Genomic DNA, 19849 nt, shown 5'->3' on the forward strand with positions numbered 1-19849 from the left:
AACCATGAGCAGCCCAGCGGGTTGCTCTGGCAGCCGAGTTAACGAAGACTAGTAATTTTCAATTCATAATCATTTGCTTCCTGGCTTTGGCCACGGGCCTCTTTCATGGCAGTTCAACGCCATGGACGTCTGCTCTGAATTGGAATAGCCTCGGTATACAGGCAATATCAAATAGCCTTCGAGGGTAAATTTATGCTAAGGCAGACGATTCAAGCTCACTCCAACGCTCGCAGTCTCCCTTACCTACTCCATTTCACACGAGCATCAAACCTTCCTACAATCCTTCAATATGGGCTGTACCCAATAGGAAGGGCACACGAAATCGGCTTAGCTCCCCAGATCAACGATCAACTGCGCCTTGACGGTCATAAAGATAGCAACTCGGTCTCTATCGGATTTCCAAATAGCCAGATGCTGTACAAGTACAGAATGGCCGAGCCCCTCGTCGATTGGGTTATTCTGGTCCTACACCCCAGCATTTTATGGGTTAAAGACTGCGCATTCTGCAAGCACAATGCCGCTGATGGCCGAATCAGTTGCTGCCCGCTCCCCGAATTAATGACGCCCGAATCGCTCTTGGGTATGTTCGAGGAAATCGACGGATGCTTGCCGCGGGCTGATCAACGATTGAAAATATCAGATCCTACCGACGTTCAAGCGGAGGTTTTGGTTTTCGATGTAATCGAGCCGCAGTACATTATCGGAGTTATTTACGAGAAGGCCCTTGTCCGTGATGTCTATGCACATTTTCTAGGCGACCGAAAGCCGTATGTGCATTCGAACCACAAAGGCATGTTCGCAAGCCGTAAATATGCTCGGACATGGGGCTGAGGAAAAATAGGATTTTTATGGCATCTAGACCGATTTTCATCCCGAACATTACAGGATCTACGCTAGTAGATACTAGGCATGTCGAATTCAAATGGTTTCCAGGACTATCAGTTTCTCAAAAACAGAAATCTGTTGAGTCGCTGCATCAAGCAGCAAAGGATCAGATCCCCTCACTCACCGACGTCCTTGAGGTGTCCAGCAAATCGAAGCTCGACCTTGGGATCGCTCTCAGTGCTTTCAACCTCACAATTACCACGCTCAAAAACAATCTGACGTTTAGTGTTGAATGTGCATTTCAGGGCAGCAAGGTTTTTGAGCATGGCGGACCCTATCGCGATATTTTTTCCCTAACCTCCCGGGAAGCCAAGAAAGATGAGAGACTAAAATCGTCGGGAAGGCTTACAGCATTTCAGTTTTTCGGCATTGAATGGCCACTCGAGCCAAGAACCGCATTTTATGATTGGCTATACATCAACGCGCTCAAAAAGCATCCATTGATCGCAACTCAGCTAACGTTATATTCAGCGTTTACAGATATTGAGTTTAATCCTGAGCGCTCGATAAATTGCCAAGCGTACTCTGTTGCACTGTTCATAGCGCTCGAGCAGCGCGGCCTACTTGAACAGGCAGCCAGCTCGAAAGATGCGTTTCTGGAAATCGTAGAAAGCGCAAAGGTCAGCAATACGCATCGCGACGACACCATTCAAGGCGACTTTCTGAGGTAGGCTGTAAAGGCACTGTCAGACCCGCCGTCATAGGAAACCGCTAATGTCGCTATCCTTGCAAACCCCGGCACGGGTCAGACAATACCGAAACAACTCTTAACTGAGTCTATGTGTAAAGCGAAACAGGTGACGATCAACACGAAAATTGCGGCCATAGCCAGCCATGCCGTAAGCGGCACCTTGTCTCTCCAAAAGCTAAAGCTCTTCTGCGCTGCTACCCAGTCAATTTGATACTGCCAGAAGAATTTGTAGTGCGCGTACCAGTCGCTGAATAGAATTTGCTTGCTGATGGAAGCACCATAATATTGAGATTCAAATGTAGCCAGTCGTGCCCAATAGATGGAAAAGTCTGCATTTGCCGCCAACACTTCAACCTCGCGGTACAGGTCACGCAGCCCATTGAAAATCTTGGTTATCTCCACGGCAGACTTCTCGTAGTCCGATTTTTTCGAATCGTAAACCGAGATATAAATACCGATAACGCCAAAAACGGCCATAAACGCAGAAACATTTTTGGCGGACAATGACTCGTATACCAGAGAAAAAATACCTACGGCCGTACCAATAAACCCAATCAATCCTGGGATCTTGTCTACGATGTCATACGTAGCCCAGTGCTTGCGTCCACCAAAGCCAACGTTGTAGCCCGTCTCTGCGATACTTTTGAGTAACGACGCTTGGCTCATATGTTTTCACTGATAGGTACAGTTATTTCGCTGCGAGCCACGACAACACCATCCTTGAGGATATAGCACTCAACCGAGTGGTCGCCTTTAAAGCTCGTGGACTCCTGGATTGTCTCATGGCCCTGGTCGGCGGTTATGTAGCCGCGGATACAATCTCGCTTCTCAGCTTCTTGCCCGATATTGAGAACCTTCCATTTTACGGTGTACGGCTCTGGAACGTCATTTAGAGCAATCTTGAATTTTAGAGTCTTGCGCGCCTGAAGGGGCAATCCTAGTGAAATCAATTCACTCAGCAAACGTTCTCGAAAACCTTTTTGCTCCACATCACAGTCGAGTACCAAGGGGTAGCGGACATCGATTGGGGCGAGATCCTCAATGAATTCCTCTGTGTCCCTGAAGGTATAAAGGGACTTGGCCATTGACTCCATAGCGGCACGTGCGGCTGTACGTGTGGTCGGAAAGTCGCGACCAAATACTTTCTTCCACCGATCTCCCTCATTTTCCTTACCCGCAGCTTCAATGGCCTTCAGGGAAAGCTCATACGCACGCTTGGCCGGCTTTTGAAATTTCTGTTTCACTTTGACATGCTGGCGACTGCCCAGCGCCGCGTAACGTTCCTGTTGTGGAAGGTTTGATGCGTAGTAAAAGAAATCTCTGACCATGCAGTCGTATGAGGCGAAACTTTTGTCAGCATAATCGTCCGTCTGCGTGAGGAAGTTATGTGCCAGCGTGTCGATCAGGAGACCCCCAATCCCGATGCCATGCTTGTTCTTCCACGCCCGAAGCATTTTGCAGAGGCGACGCAGGTTTCCATTTTGGTCAGCATCGACGTCGCTAGTAGCCTTGATTTCATCTTTGGGCTTAGTGATCTTCCACGATCCGCCGTTGTACGTATCAGGATATTTGAAGCTGCCGTCGTCTTGCTTGAATACGGGCTGAACCTCGACGTTGAAATTCTGGAACTTGACGCACACCACCAGACGGTCAACCGTAATCGTGGTCGTGGAGTACCGTTCCTGGATTGCAGCCCTGGTATCTGAAAGCAGCTTCGATTGCCCCCCCTCCTTGTTGTACCTATCCCAATCACTGTCGGGCATGATGTACAACATATCGAGGTCGGAAACGCCTTTGATGGCTGTCCACCGGCCATACGAACCTACCTGGAGGTTATTGGCGGCGGAATCCAACGTCCGAAAATATTTATTCAGCGAGCGGGTGATACCAGCGTAACGATCTTCAATCGTTACGTGGTTGGTGATGCGCAGATTGGATACAAAATCCTTGAAAATAACAGCTACTGACATCGGCATCCCTACTGGTCAAGTCCCCAATCACGCTCTATTGGAGTACGAGCATAGTAGCCGACGGCTATCATAAAGGTCCATCGCCTAACATTTTAGTGGGCCACGCGGGTAAGAGCCGGCGAAAACCTACTATCCATAGTCCCCGGCAAAAAATGAGTGAGAGCTCATAATTGCCCGTCGATAGGACGGGTACCGGCTAGGATCGGAGCACTCTTTCGATAGGTACCGGGAACAAGCAGCTACGAGATGCGTCGAGCCTTTTCCAACAGCAGCGTAACCATATTGGCGAGATTCCTAGCATCATCGATGCCTCGGTGGTAGCGGCCGCTCCAAGCTAGGCCAAGCGCTTCGACTGCGGGCCTCAACCCTAATGATGAACATGCGAATATTTCGCAATAGCGCCGCTCCAGATCCAAGTACGCAATTCCAGGCAGTATCGGCCTGCAATTGGCTCTCAGGACATCAGCCGCAAGCTGGTCAGCATCGTAATGTCCCCAAGAACCCCACAATGCACTGGGATATTTTTGTAGGAGCGCAGTGACCTCCATGGCGACCTCCGAGAATGCTTGGGCGGCATCCACATCAGCTTGCTTAATTGAGGTCAGGCGGGTACAGAACTTTGTCAAAGCAGGATGAAGGACCGGACGGACATAGCGCTGAAACATTTCAACTGTTTCTAGTGTTCGCAGATCCACCACGGCTAGCCCTATCTCGATAGTTTCCATCTCATCCGGCCTTACGATCAGTGCTCGAGGAGTCTCGGACTCCATGAGCTCGTCGCATGTCGCTTCAAGGTCGACGCATAGCATAAAATCGAAAGCACTTATAAATGTCTCGAACGCCTGCAATTGTTTGGTATTGGGTTGAGTTTTCATCTGCGTTCCTAGAATCGGGATCTTCAACACTCCATTGGCGTAGAGGGTGACAAGACGGGGCGTGATGCGTAGGGCTTGCTGAATGGCAGAGAAAAATTACTCATTTGCCAACCTTCTTAGTAAGACCTCATCGCCAACCATCCGTTTAGCCTCTTCGAGAAAGAAGGGACCATTACATAGTTCGCCAGATCTAGTGAGCATCACCACCTGCGAGTTTGCCTTGGAGCCGATCCTTGCTTACAAATGTGCCAAGCTGCAAAAACAGTACCTTTGCGGTACAGTGCCCAGCTTGAGCAACCTTCTCAAAATTACACTCAACACCAGTAACGACGAGGCCTCCAGCTATGCCAACCTACGTTCACCTTCGAACGATTTCTCTAGGCATAGCACCTCGCCCAGCAACTCATAATCCTTTGGTCCACGGTTCGAGTCCGTGTGGGCCCACCAAACTCAAAGCCGCGCATTGCGCGGCTTTTGTGTTTTCGGTGAAACCATGGGTCATCGGACGCTCAGAAGTCCGCAACCTTGCCCCAGGCGGACGACTGAAAGCGGTCAGGGTGATACGGTCGCGGATCGACGATGGGCGCGACGCCACTGACGATGTCGGCAATCAAATGGCCCGCGCCCGGACCAATACCGAAGCCATGCCCACTGAATCCTGCCGCCAATACCAACCCAGGGAGGCTGGCCATCTCGCCAATGCCTGGAACGCCGTCAGGTGTACTGTCCACATAACCCGCCCAAGCCGCCGTGATCGAAGACTCTTTCAGCAATGGGATGAGCTCCACCGCACGTTTGTAGGTCAGTTCAACGGCCGCGGCATCAACACTGGGATCGAGAATTCGCATCTTCTCCATCGGCGTCGGCTGGTCCAGCCGCCAGCGCTTCCAGCTCTCGTGGCCCGAGCGCAGGCCTTCAAGCCCGCCGGGTGCCAGATTGCGCCACCGGCGCTGGAACATCGGCAGGAATTGCGGGGCGAAACCGAGCAGTTGAGGGGTAGGGTCAACACGCCCTCTGCCGCTGATCGCCAGTGTGTAGCCGCCATCCACACGGCGCGTCATGGATACACCAGGCGTGTGCAGCGCACTCGGTATCTCATGGCTTGGGGGAGAAACAGAGAGCACGGTCTGACGAATGGTGGCCTGGGGAAAACGAATGCCGTATTGCCGACAGAACGAGGACGCCCAGGCGCCTGCCGCGAGAACCGCGAGCCGGGTGGAGATGGTGCCTTTTTCGGTAACGACTGCAGACAGTCGACCGGCTTGGGTCTCGATGCCTCGGACGGCACAGCCCTGATGCACGGTACCGCCAAGGGCCATGATGGCGCGAGCGACCGCCGGGGCTGCGCGGGACGGGTCCGCAATGCCATCGGAGGGTGAAAAAACCCCACCTTTCCATTGTTTGCCGGTCGCCCTACCCCGCTCAGCAGCCTGCTGCGCAGTGAGCATGTAGGTCTCGACATTGACGGTACGGGCAAACTCACCCCAACGCGCCCAACCTGCGATTTCCTTTTCATTGTTGCTCAAGTAGAGCAAGCCGCACCGCGTAAACCCTGTTTGCTCGCCCGTTTGCGCGCCGAACTGCTCCCACAACTCCAGGCTTTTGGTGGCCATCGGTAGCTCACGCGCATCGCGATTTTGCTGACGGCACCAACCCCAGTTGCGACTCGATTGCTCAGCGCCTATGCGGCCCTTTTCGACCAGGGCAACCTTCATGCCGCGCTTGGCCAGGTAGTAGGCGGTAAACGCACCGATGATGCCGCCGCCAATCACGACCACATCAGCGTCCGTCGGCAGATCGGGGGAGGTTTCTACAGGAGTTAAAGGCGCAGGCATGTTCTGGGTATCCGTGGAGGTCGATAATGAAGTAGGCGGCACCACATCGGGCAACACCGGATTGGCCTCAATCCGGCCTGGTTCCTTTTGCCTTGGAGAATGTCCTGGGACTAAAGCCCGACCAACCCCGCCAGCCCACCGATGTCCGGGATTTGGTGGTAGCCAAAGGCGGCGTTCGCCGGCTGCTCATGCCCACGGGCAACGAAGGCCTTGTGCTTGATCTTCATGTCGTGGGCCGACATCAGGTCATAACGGAAACTCGAGGACACGTGCAGAACATCCTCCGGCCCGCAACCAAGGCTATCGAGCATGAATTCGAAGGCGGCCAGGCGCGGCTTATAGGCTTGGGCCTGCTGGGCGGTGAAGACTTTATGGAAAGGTGCGCCGAGCTTGTCGACGTTGGACATGATTTGTTCGTCCATGGCATTGGAGAAGATCACCAATGGAATCTTACCGGCGATTTTTGCCAGGCCAGCCGGCACATCAGGGTGGGGACCCCAACTCGGCACCGCGTCGTAGTACAGCTGGCCTTCGCCCCGGTACTCAATGCCCCATCGCTTGCATGTCCGCGTCAGGGCGGTCTTGAGAATCTCATCATAAGGGCGCCAATCCCCCATCACCTGGTCAAGACGATAGGCCGCGAAATCCTTGATGAATTGATCCATCTGCCCGGAGGGAACGCGGTCGGCGAACAGCTCACGCGTCAGGGCTCCGGTTCTGAAATTAGTCAAAGTGCCATAGCAGTCGAAGGTAATGTACTTGGGACGAAGAATGCTCATGAATGCAGTCCTGAATGAGTGTTGAGGTCATAACGGGCAAGCAGTTACTCAGCGCTGAGGCATCGGGGCATCATGGATTTATTACAACACCATGAGGCCATGCATAAACGGTTAAAAACTCGGGCCAACTGGCACAAATGATCGTTTAACAGGCCGGCCTCGGCAGACTTTGCCGTTGAAGCTGGCAGGTGTTTACAACTCGGAAAAAGCGCCTTCCAGTACGTCAAGGAGCCGACCAGCTTCCCTTTCAGTCCATATCAATGGCGGGCGAATTTTCAGAATGCTCGCATCAGGTCCCGTGGCGGAAATAAGCACCCGCTTTTCACGCAAGTGGTTAACCAGCTGCAGAGCGGTTTTCATATCAGGTGCTTTGCTGCCCCTGTCGGTGACCAACTCGACGCCAAAGTACATGCCGGTGCCTCGAACATCACCAATCTGTTCATACCGCGTGGCCAGGTCTTTAAGGCCCGCCATGATCAGGCCACCCACACGGTTGGCGTTGGCCATGAGTTGCTCTTCCCGAATAACGTCGAGGGTGGCCTGGGCAGCCGCAATCGCGACGCTATTGCCGCCAAAGGTGTTGAAATAACGCATGTCACGCCCAAAACCTGCGACCACTTCCGGGCGCACCATCAACCCCGCCACGGGGTAGCCGTTACCCATGGGTTTACCCATTGTGATGATGTCCGGCACGACACCATGACGCTGGTGCCCCCAGAAATGCGTTCCGCTTCGACCAAACCCTGACTGAACCTCATCGGCAATAAACAGCCCCCCGGCTTTGCGCACCACCTCGGCAATGGGGCCGAACACGTCCACCGGATCACAGAACAGGCCATCCGACGAAAACAGGCAGTCAGCAATGAACGCCGCCACTCCACCGCCATGGCGCTGGATATCCTGAATCTGCGCAGAGACTTGGTCCGCCATGTACCGACCCAGTGCTTCACGGGGAATGCGGTAGGAATCCGGCGCGGGTACCCGACGCACAAATGGATCAAGCTTGGCATTGGCGCCTAGGGAGGGTGAAAAAGCGGCCACGGTTGCAGAGTTTCCGTGGTACGCCTCGGCCGTGACGATGACGCCGGTATTACCGGTGTGGTGGCGCGCAATGCGAATGGCCAGGTCGTTGGCTTCCGAACCGCTGCAGGTGAACATCAAATGACCGTCAGCCCCCATCTCACCGTCTGCGGTGGCACGCAGCTGCTGCGCATAATCAAGAATCCCATCCTGCATGTACCTTGTATGGCTGCACAGGGTACTCAACTGCTCAGTTATCGCAGCGACGACACGGGGATGGCAGTGCCCAACCGACACGACATTGTTGTAGGCGTCCAGATACTCATTGCCGTCCTTGTCGTACAAGTAGGCACCTTTGGCGCGGACAACACCCACCGGCTCGTTATAGAACAACCGATAAGCAGGCCCTAAAAGATTGGCTCGGCGTTGAATATGCTCGCGCGCCGTGGCGTCCAGATGATCGGTATTGGCCGGGTTGAATCCGTTAGGCATATCACCGCGGACAGCCTCGATTTTTATATGGCTCATTTAAATCCCCTCTAACAAGGATGAATCAATCAGCGAAGGACATCAGAAGTTCGGACATTTGTGACGGAGATCGGTTAAGCATCCAGCCAAGCTGGCCCCACCCCGGCGCGGCATTCCTTAAGATGTAGGTACTGTTTTGCGGGAACAGCTGCGATCGCCAGGTGGTTATCAAGGCTCTGGTGATCAGGCGCGCCATGGCAAGGTGCGGGATAAGGGACAGTTCTTCAGAGGTCAGGTCGGCAACACGCAAATAGCCTCTTAGAACATCTTTTGCCGGGGCGAAAATATCAACTTCGTTGCCCCCTCCCCCGGCCCCTAACTGGTTCATCATTGCCGTGGATACATCAATGGCAATGGCTGTCTTGACCACATCGCCGAAATCAATCACTCCGCTGACAACTTGCGGATTGTGCTCGTCAACGACGATGTTGGAAGTATTGAAGTCGTTGTGCAGTACTTGTTTTCGACAGCCCGCGATCGAGACTTCAACATCAGAAAATCGTTCGAGGGCCCTTTCCAATTGCTGTCGGCGCATCGGCTCAGGCACACACTTCAGCAAAGGCTCTAGCGTCCTCAGGTTTTGCACATCCCAGCACACCTTCCGAGACTCTCCCGGGTGAGAGAAGTCGGCAGTGGCAAGCCTGAGGCGGGCAAGCAATTCGCCGATACGCTCGCGCCCCTGCAAGTTCACGCTGGTTTTATCCAGGGGCGTGCCGGGCAGGAAGCTCATTAGCCTCACCTGCCTTGACTCGCCATGATTCGTTTCAATTCGAGCCAGGTACTCCCCGTCCTGGGATGGATAAACCCTGGGAATCGGAAGCTGCGGCGCCTTGCGCTCAATGTGTCGCATCACTTCAATTTGCAGCGAGAGTTCCAGCGGTGCTTCCTGGGGGTTGGCAATTTTAAGAACGTAAGACTGCCCGTCCGAACTGTCGCATCGAAACGTATCGTCTTTTTCCGTCGCGAATCGCGTCAGCTCAGCCTCGATCCCAAAGCGGTCTCGCAGAATCCGCCCGCCTTCCTCGACCGAAACAGGGGAGAAGGGAGCCGCCAGATCTCCCTGTAGCGCCGCAAGCCCCTCACTGAACCCGTCTTTCCGAATCACTCGCATCGTTGAACTCCGGGCCTTGGACAAGCCATCACCGCACGTCTTGGATGCCCGAATATTGTGCTACAATTTTTAAAATTAAAAGAGATTAATCACGGTTTTTTCATGAAGAAGCCTAAATCACACGTTAATACATTGTTTTTTATGGTAAAAATAATTAGATTATTTTTTATGACAAATACAATTGTTGAACAATTCAAGGATTCAGTAGGCCCGCCTCGTGCGATATAGCCCAGACGTATTAGAATCGCCCCCAGCCGAGCCCCCCACCCTGGTCATGTATAAAGATGATGATTTCCAGCGCGAACATTGAAACGCAGCCAGCCAAGCCCTCGGCGGTCGAGGTGCTGGCTGCAAAGCTCAAAGCCAGGATCCTGAACGGTGACTTCGAGCCCGGTGAGTTTCTGCGGGACGTAAAAATGGCGGAGGAGTACGACGTCGCGCGCAACACATTCCGCAGCGCAGCCCAACTGCTGGTTTCATTCGGCTTGCTGCTGAAGGTGCCTCATCGCGGTTTTTGCATCCCCGAGTTCGGACCGAACGAAATCGTGGACATCGCCAGGTTGCGAGGGGTACTGGAAACTGAAGCGGTACGCATGATTATTCTGAGTGGCGTTATTCCACCTGACGCACTGAGCGCCGTGGAAAAACTGCGTGCTACCCCTGCCGATGCACCACGTTCGGAAATTGTCATCGCCGATGGTGACTTTCATCGGGCCATTATCCGCGCCAGTGGCAGCCCGCGATTGCAACGAAGTTATGCAATGCTGGAGAGCGAGATCGAGCTGCTGCTGGTGCTGCAACAACCCTGCTATGAAGATCCCAAGCAGATCGTCTCCGATCACGAACACTTGATAGAGTGCCTGCGCAGCAGAGACTTCGAGACTGCACGCGTAGCGTTTGTCGAGCATTGGGAAGACTTGAGTTCAAAGCTGTTACGAGCGCATTTCGAACGCCGGCGATCCTGAAAATGAAACCAGCGAGCTAACAGGGGTACAGCATTCAGTTGTCCATAAGCGCCCCAGACAAACGGCGCGTGCGGATACAGCCATGAATCAGTACCTGATTCCCCAAGCCCAGCCTGTCCCTTAAAGCCCCCAATGAGATAACCATCATCGCCAGTCCCAGCCTCTCCCGACTGTTTCTTGAACTGTTCTGGCAACTCGGCATCCTGCTGGTGCCGGCTTTTTTCGTCACGATATTGCCTCCGCCGCTGGCGCTGCTGGCGGTGTTGTTTTTCGGCCTGCTAATGGGGGTTGCCGCACGATTCGGCTTTCTGTCGGCCGGGCGAGTCTGTGGCAGGCTGATCGTTGGGGCCGTGTTCGGCCTGGGGTTCAGTGTGGGTCGGGCCTTGCCTGAGTGGTGGGGCATCCTGGCAGCCATTGCCAGCATCGGCGGCGGGCTGGCGTGTGTCAGTGCCTGGGAGAGGCGTCTAGGCTTGGCGCCCGTTTCCGGCAAGGGCGCCAGCGCCTGGGGTGGAAGCGAGCCGCAACTGACGCCGGAAGGCGAGCCGATCCGGGTGTTCAACCACAGTGAAATCGCCATGGGCGGACCCACCTATTGCGACTACCTGTTTCCCGATGGTGTGCTCCTGCAAGGCCTTGGTTCTTCGTCACTGTTCTCCCACGACGGGCGCTATTTTGCGGCGACGGTGCCGTCCCGGCAGAACTGGGGGCTGGTCGTGCTCGACCGTCAACAGCGCCAGGTGTACCGCTGTGCCGACAGCGAACTCTGGGAGTTGGACGGGTTTGACCTCGGCGTGTTGAGTGGGCGCCATAGCCCGCTGGTAGACGACAGCGGGTGCGAAATCCGGTTGGAGGAGCTGTTCCAGACGGCCAGCGTTACCCATCTGGTCCCCTTCGCCGACCTGTGGTTGGAATCCGGTTGGCATCCGGAGCAGGTTCAGCAAGCCTTCGAGCGGCGTTCTGCGGACGGCCAGCACTGCCTGCGGGGCGACATTGCCTTGCCCGCGACATTTCGCGACCTGGCCCAGCCGCTGGAACCGCTGGTTTCACCGCGCTATACCATCAGCGTCGACGGGCAACCGTCCGGCCTGCTGATGGCGGCCAATGCGCCGTTGGCATGGAGCAGCGATCAACGCGCCCTGGTGTGTCTGGCCCAGGAACAATCCCCGCATGCAGACGGCGACCAGTATTGGCTGTGGCAGCTCGACCTGGGCTGGCGCGCCCTGCCCTCGCCTTGGGTGAAGAACGAAGCAGAACCGTCCTTCTATTGGCACGAGTTGCTGGGTCTCGACGCAAGCCAGGTGCAGATCGGCTCGTACCTTGACTATCCGCGACCGGGCTCCGGGCGTTATGGCTACCGCTTGGACAGCATCCACGGCGATACCGAGACCCAGGTCGGCCACGATGCCCAAGGTCGCGTGCAGGTGGGCGAATTTGCGCTGACCCGCATGACCATCGCGATGCCGCTGGACAGCCAAGGCCAGCGCGGCGATTCATGCATCGAAACGCAGCCGATGCAGGACGGGGTGCGCGCACGGCTGACCTGGCTTGGCGATAATCCCGACGGACTGGGCGGTTATCGCTGTCAGATCGGCGACTGGCAGTTGCCTGGCCGCTGGTTGCTGGATCATCGGGTCTCCGATTGCGGGCGTTACCTGGCCCTGCTGCCCTTCGACGGTGCCACGACGGTCGCGACCCACGGGGTGGTTGCCGATCTGAAGGAGCGACAGCTGCTGCAGGGGCCCGCGATGTGGGTCGCTCGCCTGCTCGACTTCCGCGCGGGCCGGCTGAGCCTGGCGGTGGTGGCCGGCCGTCTCGATCAAGACCTGGAGAGCAACGCGCTGCAACGCTTCAACATCCCCGCGCCACAGGTCGGTAGCGCCCCTTCATTCTTTCAGCCCGACGAACAATCCCGGCTGTTCTACGACACCGTGGAACTGCAGGTGAGGGATTCGCAACTGCACAGAATGCCCCCCTGGCGCTTGGTGGATCGCCCGCAAGTCGCCAATGCCGAAGGAGACTTCATCCTGCCCGCCCCCAACCAGCAGGATGCGGCCTGGTTGTTCGGCAGCGAGACGGAATATGCCGACAGTTGGGTGCGGGCGCAGGCGCCTCGGCTTGGCGGCTACCTGCTGACCGCATCAGGCTGCGCGTTGAGCGACCTGGCACCCTCGATGATCTGGTCGGCGGATGGTCGCTATCTGGCCCTTACCTGTATGGCTACCGACGTGACCGAGCTGTGTGGCAGCTATCGAGGCTGGCAGTTGCTGCTGCTGGATGTCCAGGCGCACACATTGCGAGTGCATCCGCAATGGCTGGGCAACCGCCCCCTGTTTGAAGCTTTCGACGACGATCAGGTGCGCGTGCGCTGTTTTGAGCGCGATTGGGAAGCTGAAGACGATGACGACTCAGGTTCAGTACAGTCATTGCCTCTGACCCTTTTGCTGCAAGCGCCTGCTGAACAGCTGGTGTGCCAGGACGGTTTCTGGCTCAGGTCTTCGCAAGTACACCTAACCCCCGCCTGGCGAGCACTGACGTTACCCGCCATTGGCTATTTTGAACGCGAGAGCCTGTAACATGCCCGCCAAAGATGCCCACGCCGGAGCCCACCTTGCCTGACACCCGCCCTCCCGTCCTCGATGAAATCGACCGCCAACTGATCGCGGCCCTGCAGATCAATGCCCGGGAAAGCGTCGCCATGCTGGCCCGGCAGTTGGGCATCGCCCGGACGACCGTAACCTCGCGCCTGGCGCGCCTGGAAAAGACCAAGGTGATTACTGGATACGGTGTGCGGCTGGGACAACGGGTGATTGATGGTGGTTTGCAGGCTTACGTGGGCATCAAGGTGCAACCGCGCTCCGGCAAGGATGTGCTGCGACGCTTGAGCGCCATGGCCCAGGTCCAGCAATTGTGTGCGGTAAGTGGCGAGTTCGACTATGTGGCCTGGCTGCGCACCGATTCACCGGAACAACTGGACCAGTTGCTGGACCAGATCGGCAGTGTGGATGGCGTGGAGAAGACCACCACCTCGATCATCCTCAGCAGCAAGATCGACCGAGGTCAGCCGGTCTAGCCCCTGCATGACTTAACCTGTGGGAATATCGCCAGTTACGGTGTTGGATGGGAGAAATTTTCGATCCTGACCTGCCCCTCTGGAAAGGTCGCGATAATCTCCAATTCCCCTCCCATGGCCCGGATGTAATTTCGCAACGTACTGATGTACATATCCGTCCGGCGCTCCATTTTCGAGACTGCCGCCTGGTTGATATGTAGTGCCTTGGCCAAGGCCTCCTGGCTCAACTCCTGCGCCTGGCGCAACTCGTGCAACGGCATTTCTGCACGCAACGTCTGATACAGAGCCTGTGCACGAGCCTGGGAGTCAGGCGACCGACGCGCCATCAAGTCGGAAAATTTCTTAGCCATTGTCAAAGCCCTCTCTCTTCAATACTTCCAAATGCTCGTCATAGAGGCGTTCGGCCAAAGGCACATATTCCTGGTACCAACGGCCCTGGCCGGTTTTGTCTCCCCCGATCAGCAGGATGGCGCAGCGGCGGGGATCAAACGCATAGAGCACACGATAAGGCCTACCTGCGTGTTGCACTCGTAACTCACGAAGGTTGCCGTGACGCGAACCTTTGATATCACTGGTGTGAGGAAAGCCCAGATACGGCCCGGTGTCGCCGAGCAGCATTACCGAGGCCTGTACCGAATCTTGCTCAGATTCACAGAGACGGTTCCACCACATCTCAAATTCGTCAGTGTATTCAACGTCCCATTTCATTCAAATATGCCACCCAGGTCATATAACCTCAAGGGAATAATCATAGGAGTTGGGGCGGGTATCTGCTCCTGTTGATCGCGCAAGCAATTGTTAAGGAGAGTTTCCGGGAGAGCGAGCTTGCTCGCGATAGCGGTCTGTCACTCTATGAAAGCGCTGACTGAACCGGCGCTATCGTGAGCAAGCTCGCTCCGACATGGGACAGGATTCGTCATTATGATTGTAGAGCAGATCAAAATGACTGGACTACATTCAAAACGACGACATATTGTGTCTTATTAACGTGTTTCACCCCCCCTAGAATGGCTGGCATCTTTCCTATACTCAGACGCGGACACCGCGTCGAGTCGCCCATCAAGGTCAGCCATGAACAAGCACAATCGCCACCCCGCAGACGGTAAGAAGCCCATCACCATTTTCGGGCCGGACTTTCCTTTCGCCTTTGACGACTGGATTGAACATCCGGCTGGCCTGGGCAGTATTCCGGCGCACAACCACGGCGCGGAAGTGGCGATCGTCGGTGCCGGTATCGCTGGGCTGGTGGCGGCGTACGAGTTGATGAAGCTGGGCCTCAAGCCGGTGGTCTACGAAGCATCGAAAATGGGCGGGCGCCTGCGCTCACAAGCGTTCAACGGCGCCGAAGGCGTGATCGCCGAGTTGGGCGGCATGCGTTTTCCGGTATCATCCACCGCGTTCTACCATTACGTCGACAAACTGGGCCTGGAAACCAAACCCTTTCCCAACCCGCTGACCCCGGCGTCCGGCAGCACAGTCATCGACCTGGAAGGCCAGACCTATTACGCACAGAAACTGGCGGACCTGCCCGCACTGTTCCAGGAAGTCGCCGACGCCTGGGCCGATGCGCTGGAGGATGGTTCGCGCTTCGGCGACATCCAGCAGGCGATCCGCGACCGCGACGTGCCACGCCTCAAGGAATTGTGGAACACCTTGGTGCCGCTGTGGGACGACCGCACCTTCTACGACTTTGTCGCCACCTCCAAGGCGTTCGCCAAGCTCTCGTTCCAGCACCGCGAAGTGTTCGGCCAGGTCGGTTTCGGCACCGGCGGCTGGGATTCGGACTTCCCCAATTCGATGCTGGAAATCTTCCGCGTCGTGATGACCAACTGCGACGACCATCAGCACCTGGTGGTCGGCGGCGTCGAGCAGGTGCCCCACGGCATCTGGAGCCACGTGCCGGAACGCTGCGTGCACTGGCCGGAGGGGACCAGCCTGAGTTCATTGCACCTGGGTGCCCCTCGCAGCGGCGTGAAGCGCATCGCTCGCGCGGCTGATGGTCGGTTCAGCGTGACGGACGTATGGGACAACACCCGTGAATACGCCGCAGTGCTGGTCACCTGCCAGAGCTGGCTGCTGACCACCCAGATCGAATGTGAGGAGGCGCTGTTCTCACAAAAAATGTGGATGGCCCTGGACCGCACCCGTTACATGCAATCGTCGAAGACCTTCGTGATGGTCGACCGCCCGTTCTGGAAAGACAAAGACCCGGAAACCGGGCGCGACCTGATGAGCATGACCCTCACTGATCGCCTCACCCGTGGCACTTACCTGTTCGACAACGGCGATGACAAACCGGGGGTGATCTGCCTGTCGTATTCCTGGATGAGCGATGCGCTGAAAATGCTGCCGCATCCGGTGGAAAAACGCGTGAAGCTGGCTCTCGATGCCCTGAAGAAAATCTACCCCAAGGTGGACATTGCCGCGCGGATCATCGGCGATCCGATCACCGTGTCCTGGGAAGCCGACCCGCATTTTCTCGGCGCATTCAAGGGCGCCCTGCCCGGCCACTATCGCTACAACCAGCGTATGTACGCGCATTTCATGCAGGACGACATGCCGGCCGAACAACGCGGGATCTTTATCGCCGGCGATGACGTCTCATGGACACCGGCCTGGGTCGAAGGCGCGGTACAGACCTCGCTCAATGCCGTGTGGGGAATCATGAAGCACTTCGGCGGTGAAACTCACGCCGAGAACCCGGGTCCAGGAGATGTGTTCCACGAGATCGGTCCGATCGCCCTGCCCGAATAAAAGGAGTTTTAGATGCGTGTAGCCCTTTATCAATGCCCACCGCTGCCACTGGATCCGGCCGGCAACCTGCAACGCCTGCATCAAGTGGCGCTGGAGGCCAGGGGCGCCGATGTGTTGGTGCTGCCGGAGATGTTCATGACCGGCTACAACATCGGCGTCGACGCGGTGAATGTATTGGCCGAGGTCTACAACGGCGAATGGGCGCAGCAGATCGGCCGCATCGCCAAGGCAGCTGGCCTGGCGATTGTCTATGGCTACCCTGAGCGCAGCGAAAGCGGGCAGATCTACAACGCGGTGCAACTGATCGACGCCCAGGGCGAGCGTCTGGCCAACTATCGCAAGAGCCACCTGTTCGGTGACCTCGATCACGCCATGTTCAGCGCTGGCGACTCAGCGCTGCCCATCGTGGAACTCAATGGTTGGAAACTCGGCTTCCTGATCTGCTACGACCTGGAGTTCCCGGAAAACGCCCGACGCCTGGCCCTGGCCGGTGCTGAACTGATCCTGGTGCCGACGGCCAACATGCAACCCTACGAATTCATCGCCGATGTCACCGTGCGCGCCCGGGCCATCGAGAACCAGTGTTTCGTGGCGTACGCCAATTACTGCGGTCACGAAGGTGAATTGCAGTATTGCGGCCAAAGCAGCATCGCCGCACCGGATGGCAGCCGCCCTGCGCTGGCCGGGTTGGACGAGGCCTTGATCGTAGGGGAGCTGGATCGCCAGTTGATGGAAAATTCCCGTGGGGCCTACAACTACCTGCACGACCGGCGCCCCGAGCTCTACGGTGACTTGCCCAAGCACTGACCGCGTCAGGACACACCGCCAGGGGAAACTCATTGAGAACGTTCCCCAATCCGCTAGCATGGGCGCATCTCTGTTTTGGAAGCGCTCATGCCGGTCCCCGATTCTCTTCGCCCTCATACTGAAACCCTGGCCAATGGCTTGCAGGTGACATTGCGTCACGTGCCCGACCTCAAGCGCAGCGCCGCGGTGTTGCGCGTGGCGGCGGGCAGCCATGATGTACCCCTGGCCTGGCCGGGCCTGGCGCACTTCCTCGAGCATCTTTTCTTCCTGGGCACTGAGCGATTTCCTACAGGGGAGAATCTGATGGCCTACGTGCAAAGGCACGGTGGCCAGATCAATGCTCGCACCAGCGAACGGACCACGGATTTCTTCTTCGAATTGCCACCCGCAGCCTTCGCCGGCGGGCTGGAGCGGCTCGGGGACATGCTCGCTCATCCGCGCCTGGATGAAGCCGATCAGTTGCGGGAACGGGAAGTCCTGCACGCAGAGTTCATTGCCTGGTCCCAGGATGCGGCGGCTCAGCAACAGCTGGCCCTGCATGACGGACTGTCGGCGGATCATCCGCTGCGCGGCTTCCACGCGGGCAATCGCGACACCCTTGCCGTGTCACAGCCCGGATTCCAGGCTGCCCTGCACGATTTCTATCGAACGTTCTACCAGCGCGGTCAAATGACCCTGAGCCTGGCCGGCCCGCAGAGCGTCGAAGCGTTGAAGGCGCTGGCCGAACAGTTCGGCGGAAACCTGCCGGAGGGCAAAAGGGTTGCCAGGTCGTCGCCCCCGAAGCTGATGGAATCGTCGTTGGGTGGCTATCAACAGCTGCGCGAAGGCTGTCTCGATCTGCTGTTCGCCTTCGAAGATTTACCGGCCGCCTCGCCTCAAGCCATGGACTTCCTCTGTAACGGGCTGAACGCCAGCAAACCGGGTGGCCTGCTCGCCACGTTGCGTCAGCGCGGCCTGGCTGACAGTCTCAAGGCCACGCCGCTGTATGCGTTTGCCGGCCAGGCGCTGCTGCACATCGAGTTCAAGCTCGACAACGATCAAGCGTCGAACGAAATCCAGCCGTTGCTGCACGATTGGCTGGGCTTTTTTGCCGCCCAGGACGACTGGGCACCGTTGCGCGCGGAATTCACCGCGCTGCTGCAACGTCGACAAGAGACCGGCACGGCGCTGCAATTGGCGCGTTGGGACAGCGAACAACGCGAAGGACCACTGTCGGAAATCGACCTCGCAAGGCTCAGGGAAATCCTCAAGCAATTGCACCCTGCCGATACCGTGACCGGGCAATGGCAGCTGCCCGCGCCCAACCCGTTCCTGCAATCGGCAAACGAGCCACCTCGCGCCGGCCTGATACGCGGCCAGACCAGCGCCCATCGCGGTTTGCGCACCTTCGCCCAGGATCGCTCCCGGGGCCGCCGGGAACGCTCGCCGATGCAGTTCAGCCAGGCGCTGCCAAACGACAGCCGAGAAGGCGCGGTGTATCTGCGTTGGCGGCTGGCGACCCAGGCACCGCTCGACTTTCAAGCCAGGCTCGACCGGCATCTGCAGGATCTGCGCGAGGATGCCCGCCAGGCTGGCGTGGATGTCACCTTCGAACCCGTTGGCAATCAATGGCTGCTGAAGCTGGTGGGCTTGCAGGCGCCCATGCCGCTGGTGCTCGAGCACATCCTGACCCAGCTGGGCGAACCGCTGCCGATGGTCCAGCCCAGGACTGAAGCCCCCCTGATGCCGATTCGACACCTGCTGAAGGAATTGCCGAAGCATTGCCAGCAAAACGAGCAACCTCCGGCCTTGCCGCTGCCCGACAGCGTGTGGGCGACGGCCCGGTGGGATGGCCTGGCCATCGGCCTGTCGACAGCCACCCAGGCCGCCATGGGCCCCGCGCTGGCCCGGGTGCCGGGCATGGCCGACCTGGAAATCGAACCGACGACACCTTCCAGACAATCTATCTGGCACAGCCTCCAGACCCACGGCGATGAACAGGCTGTGTTGCTGTTTTGCCCCGCGCCAACCCAGGCCTTGCCCGACGCAGCGGCGTGGCGGTTACTGGCACAGCTGTGCCAGACCCCGTTTTACCAGCGCTTGCGGGTTGAGTTGCAGTTGGGTTATGCGGTGTTCAGTGGGCTGAGGCAGATCAATGGGCAAACCGGCCTGTTGTTTGGCGTGCAATCGCCCAACGCCTCGGCAGGGCAGTTGATCACCCACGTCGAACACTTCCTGAACGGGTTACCGGAACTGATCCGGCAGATCGACGACTCGACCCTGGCCCGCCAGCAGCGAGCCCTCGCCGCGCAGCTTCAGATCGACACCCTGCCCTGTGCCCAGGCGGCCGAGCTGCTCTGGCAGGGCAAACTGGCCGGCCTCCCGTCGGATTATCTCCAACCGTTAGCCGACGCCATCGTGCTTGTGGATCGCGAACAGCTACTCAATGCCGCCAGGCAGTTGATTGACGCTGCAGGTGGCCGGTATTGCCTGGCTACCGGGGCCTGCCCAGGATCGCCCTGGCAAGCGGCGGATTGATCATTACAGCCGCTGCAATGAGCTTTCTTCGAGAATCGCGGC

Annotated in this window: 17 protein-coding genes; 8 read left to right on the top strand and 9 right to left on the bottom strand. The window is 57.3% G+C overall.

The window, feature by feature from the left end:
* The first annotated feature begins 192 nt into the window (after nucleotides 1-192).
* Nucleotides 193-831 carry a DUF4433 domain-containing protein gene (locus tag LOY70_RS27215; RefSeq protein ID WP_265031545.1) on the top strand — a complete coding sequence of 213 codons (639 nt, stop codon included), beginning with the start codon at nucleotides 193-195 and terminating at the stop codon, nucleotides 829-831.
* Nucleotides 832-848: 17 nt separating this feature from the next.
* On the top strand, nucleotides 849-1556 hold the full coding sequence (locus LOY70_RS27220) for a DUF6977 family protein (protein WP_265031547.1): 708 nt from the start codon (nucleotides 849-851) through the stop codon (nucleotides 1554-1556).
* 74 nt (nucleotides 1557-1630) lie between these two features.
* Here LOY70_RS27220 and LOY70_RS27225 read toward each other — a convergent pair whose 3' ends face one another.
* From LOY70_RS27225 to LOY70_RS27255, 7 genes are all read right to left on the bottom strand, one after another.
* A complete protein-coding gene (locus tag LOY70_RS27225) occupies nucleotides 1631-2242 on the bottom strand; it encodes an SLATT domain-containing protein (protein ID WP_265031549.1) in 612 nt (203 codons plus the stop codon).
* A complete protein-coding gene (locus tag LOY70_RS27230) occupies nucleotides 2239-3546 on the bottom strand; it encodes a nucleotide-binding domain-containing protein (RefSeq protein WP_265031550.1) in 1308 nt (435 codons plus the stop codon). Before LOY70_RS27230 ends, LOY70_RS27225 begins: the two co-directional genes overlap by 4 nt.
* Nucleotides 3547-3785: 239 nt before the next feature.
* Nucleotides 3786-4421: a 3'-5' exonuclease gene (locus tag LOY70_RS27235; RefSeq protein ID WP_265031552.1), complete on the bottom strand. Its 636-nt coding sequence runs from the start codon at nucleotides 4419-4421 to the stop codon at nucleotides 3786-3788.
* Between the two features lie 509 nt (nucleotides 4422-4930).
* Nucleotides 4931-6256: an NAD(P)/FAD-dependent oxidoreductase gene (locus tag LOY70_RS27240; RefSeq protein ID WP_265031554.1), complete on the bottom strand. Its 1326-nt coding sequence runs from the start codon at nucleotides 6254-6256 to the stop codon at nucleotides 4931-4933.
* 110 nt (nucleotides 6257-6366) lie between these two features.
* The gene (locus tag LOY70_RS27245; RefSeq protein WP_265031555.1) at nucleotides 6367-7035 is read right to left on the bottom strand and encodes a haloacid dehalogenase type II; all 669 of its coding nucleotides are present in this window, start codon (nucleotides 7033-7035) and stop codon (nucleotides 6367-6369) included.
* A gap of 192 nt (nucleotides 7036-7227) precedes the next feature.
* A complete protein-coding gene (locus LOY70_RS27250; RefSeq protein ID WP_265031557.1) occupies nucleotides 7228-8583 on the bottom strand; it encodes an aspartate aminotransferase family protein in 1356 nt (451 codons plus the stop codon).
* A gap of 25 nt (nucleotides 8584-8608) precedes the next feature.
* Nucleotides 8609-9694, bottom strand: a complete 1086-nt coding sequence (locus LOY70_RS27255; protein WP_265031559.1) for a phosphotransferase — start codon at nucleotides 9692-9694, stop codon at nucleotides 8609-8611.
* Nucleotides 9695-9978: 284 nt separating this feature from the next.
* On the opposite strand from LOY70_RS27255, the gene LOY70_RS27260 reads away from it, so the two are divergent.
* The 3 genes from LOY70_RS27260 (at nucleotide 9979) to LOY70_RS27270 (ending at nucleotide 13729) form a co-directional block, all read left to right on the top strand.
* Nucleotides 9979-10659, top strand: coding sequence for a GntR family transcriptional regulator (locus LOY70_RS27260; RefSeq protein ID WP_123416060.1), 681 nt, complete (start codon nucleotides 9979-9981; stop codon nucleotides 10657-10659).
* Between the two features lie 113 nt (nucleotides 10660-10772).
* Nucleotides 10773-13232, top strand: coding sequence for a hypothetical protein (locus tag LOY70_RS27265; RefSeq protein WP_413776660.1), 2460 nt, complete (start codon nucleotides 10773-10775; stop codon nucleotides 13230-13232).
* Between the two features lie 35 nt (nucleotides 13233-13267).
* A complete protein-coding gene (locus LOY70_RS27270; protein WP_060743121.1) occupies nucleotides 13268-13729 on the top strand; it encodes an Lrp/AsnC family transcriptional regulator in 462 nt (153 codons plus the stop codon).
* A gap of 35 nt (nucleotides 13730-13764) precedes the next feature.
* Here LOY70_RS27270 and LOY70_RS27275 read toward each other — a convergent pair whose 3' ends face one another.
* Nucleotides 13765-14079, bottom strand: coding sequence for an XRE family transcriptional regulator (locus LOY70_RS27275; RefSeq protein WP_025215812.1), 315 nt, complete (start codon nucleotides 14077-14079; stop codon nucleotides 13765-13767).
* A complete protein-coding gene (locus LOY70_RS27280; RefSeq protein ID WP_207284157.1) occupies nucleotides 14072-14437 on the bottom strand; it encodes a type II toxin-antitoxin system RelE/ParE family toxin in 366 nt (121 codons plus the stop codon). The genes LOY70_RS27275 and LOY70_RS27280 overlap by 8 nt, the downstream gene beginning before the upstream one ends.
* 363 nt (nucleotides 14438-14800) lie before the next feature.
* Between LOY70_RS27280 and LOY70_RS27285 the strand changes: the two genes are divergently transcribed.
* The 3 genes from LOY70_RS27285 (at nucleotide 14801) to pqqF (ending at nucleotide 19807) form a co-directional block, all read left to right on the top strand.
* Nucleotides 14801-16483, top strand: a complete 1683-nt coding sequence (locus tag LOY70_RS27285; protein WP_265031566.1) for a flavin monoamine oxidase family protein — start codon at nucleotides 14801-14803, stop codon at nucleotides 16481-16483.
* A gap of 12 nt (nucleotides 16484-16495) precedes the next feature.
* Nucleotides 16496-17290, top strand: a complete 795-nt coding sequence (locus tag LOY70_RS27290) for a carbon-nitrogen hydrolase family protein (RefSeq protein ID WP_265031567.1) — start codon at nucleotides 16496-16498, stop codon at nucleotides 17288-17290.
* Nucleotides 17291-17377: 87 nt separating this feature from the next.
* Nucleotides 17378-19807, top strand: coding sequence for a pyrroloquinoline quinone biosynthesis protein PqqF (gene pqqF, locus LOY70_RS27295; RefSeq protein WP_265031569.1), 2430 nt, complete (start codon nucleotides 17378-17380; stop codon nucleotides 19805-19807).
* Nucleotides 19808-19849 lie beyond the last annotated feature (42 nt).

This window comes from Pseudomonas sp. B21-054, from assembly GCF_026016345.1.
GTDB lineage: Bacteria > Pseudomonadota > Gammaproteobacteria > Pseudomonadales > Pseudomonadaceae > Aquipseudomonas.

Bases quoted from the DNA above. Each gene is read 5' to 3' on its own strand.
- LOY70_RS27215 (WP_265031545.1), top strand. From the start codon at position 193: ATGCTAAGGCAGACGATTCAAGCTCACTCCAACGCTCGCAGTCTCCCT.
- LOY70_RS27220 (WP_265031547.1), top strand. From the start codon at position 849: ATGGCATCTAGACCGATTTTCATCCCGAACATTACAGGATCTACGCTA.
- LOY70_RS27225 (WP_265031549.1), bottom strand. From the start codon at position 2,242: ATGAGCCAAGCGTCGTTACTCAAAAGTATCGCAGAGACGGGCTACAAC.
- LOY70_RS27230 (WP_265031550.1), bottom strand. From the start codon at position 3,546: ATGTCAGTAGCTGTTATTTTCAAGGATTTTGTATCCAATCTGCGCATC.
- LOY70_RS27235 (WP_265031552.1), bottom strand. From the start codon at position 4,421: ATGAAAACTCAACCCAATACCAAACAATTGCAGGCGTTCGAGACATTT.
- LOY70_RS27240 (WP_265031554.1), bottom strand. From the start codon at position 6,256: ATGCCTGCGCCTTTAACTCCTGTAGAAACCTCCCCCGATCTGCCGACG.
- LOY70_RS27245 (WP_265031555.1), bottom strand. From the start codon at position 7,035: ATGAGCATTCTTCGTCCCAAGTACATTACCTTCGACTGCTATGGCACT.
- LOY70_RS27250 (WP_265031557.1), bottom strand. From the start codon at position 8,583: ATGAGCCATATAAAAATCGAGGCTGTCCGCGGTGATATGCCTAACGGA.
- LOY70_RS27255 (WP_265031559.1), bottom strand. From the start codon at position 9,694: ATGCGAGTGATTCGGAAAGACGGGTTCAGTGAGGGGCTTGCGGCGCTA.
- LOY70_RS27260 (WP_123416060.1), top strand. From the start codon at position 9,979: ATGATGATTTCCAGCGCGAACATTGAAACGCAGCCAGCCAAGCCCTCG.
- LOY70_RS27275 (WP_025215812.1), bottom strand. From the start codon at position 14,079: ATGGCTAAGAAATTTTCCGACTTGATGGCGCGTCGGTCGCCTGACTCC.
- LOY70_RS27280 (WP_207284157.1), bottom strand. From the start codon at position 14,437: ATGAAATGGGACGTTGAATACACTGACGAATTTGAGATGTGGTGGAAC.
- LOY70_RS27285 (WP_265031566.1), top strand. From the start codon at position 14,801: ATGAACAAGCACAATCGCCACCCCGCAGACGGTAAGAAGCCCATCACC.
- LOY70_RS27290 (WP_265031567.1), top strand. From the start codon at position 16,496: ATGCGTGTAGCCCTTTATCAATGCCCACCGCTGCCACTGGATCCGGCC.
- pqqF (WP_265031569.1), top strand. From the start codon at position 17,378: ATGCCGGTCCCCGATTCTCTTCGCCCTCATACTGAAACCCTGGCCAAT.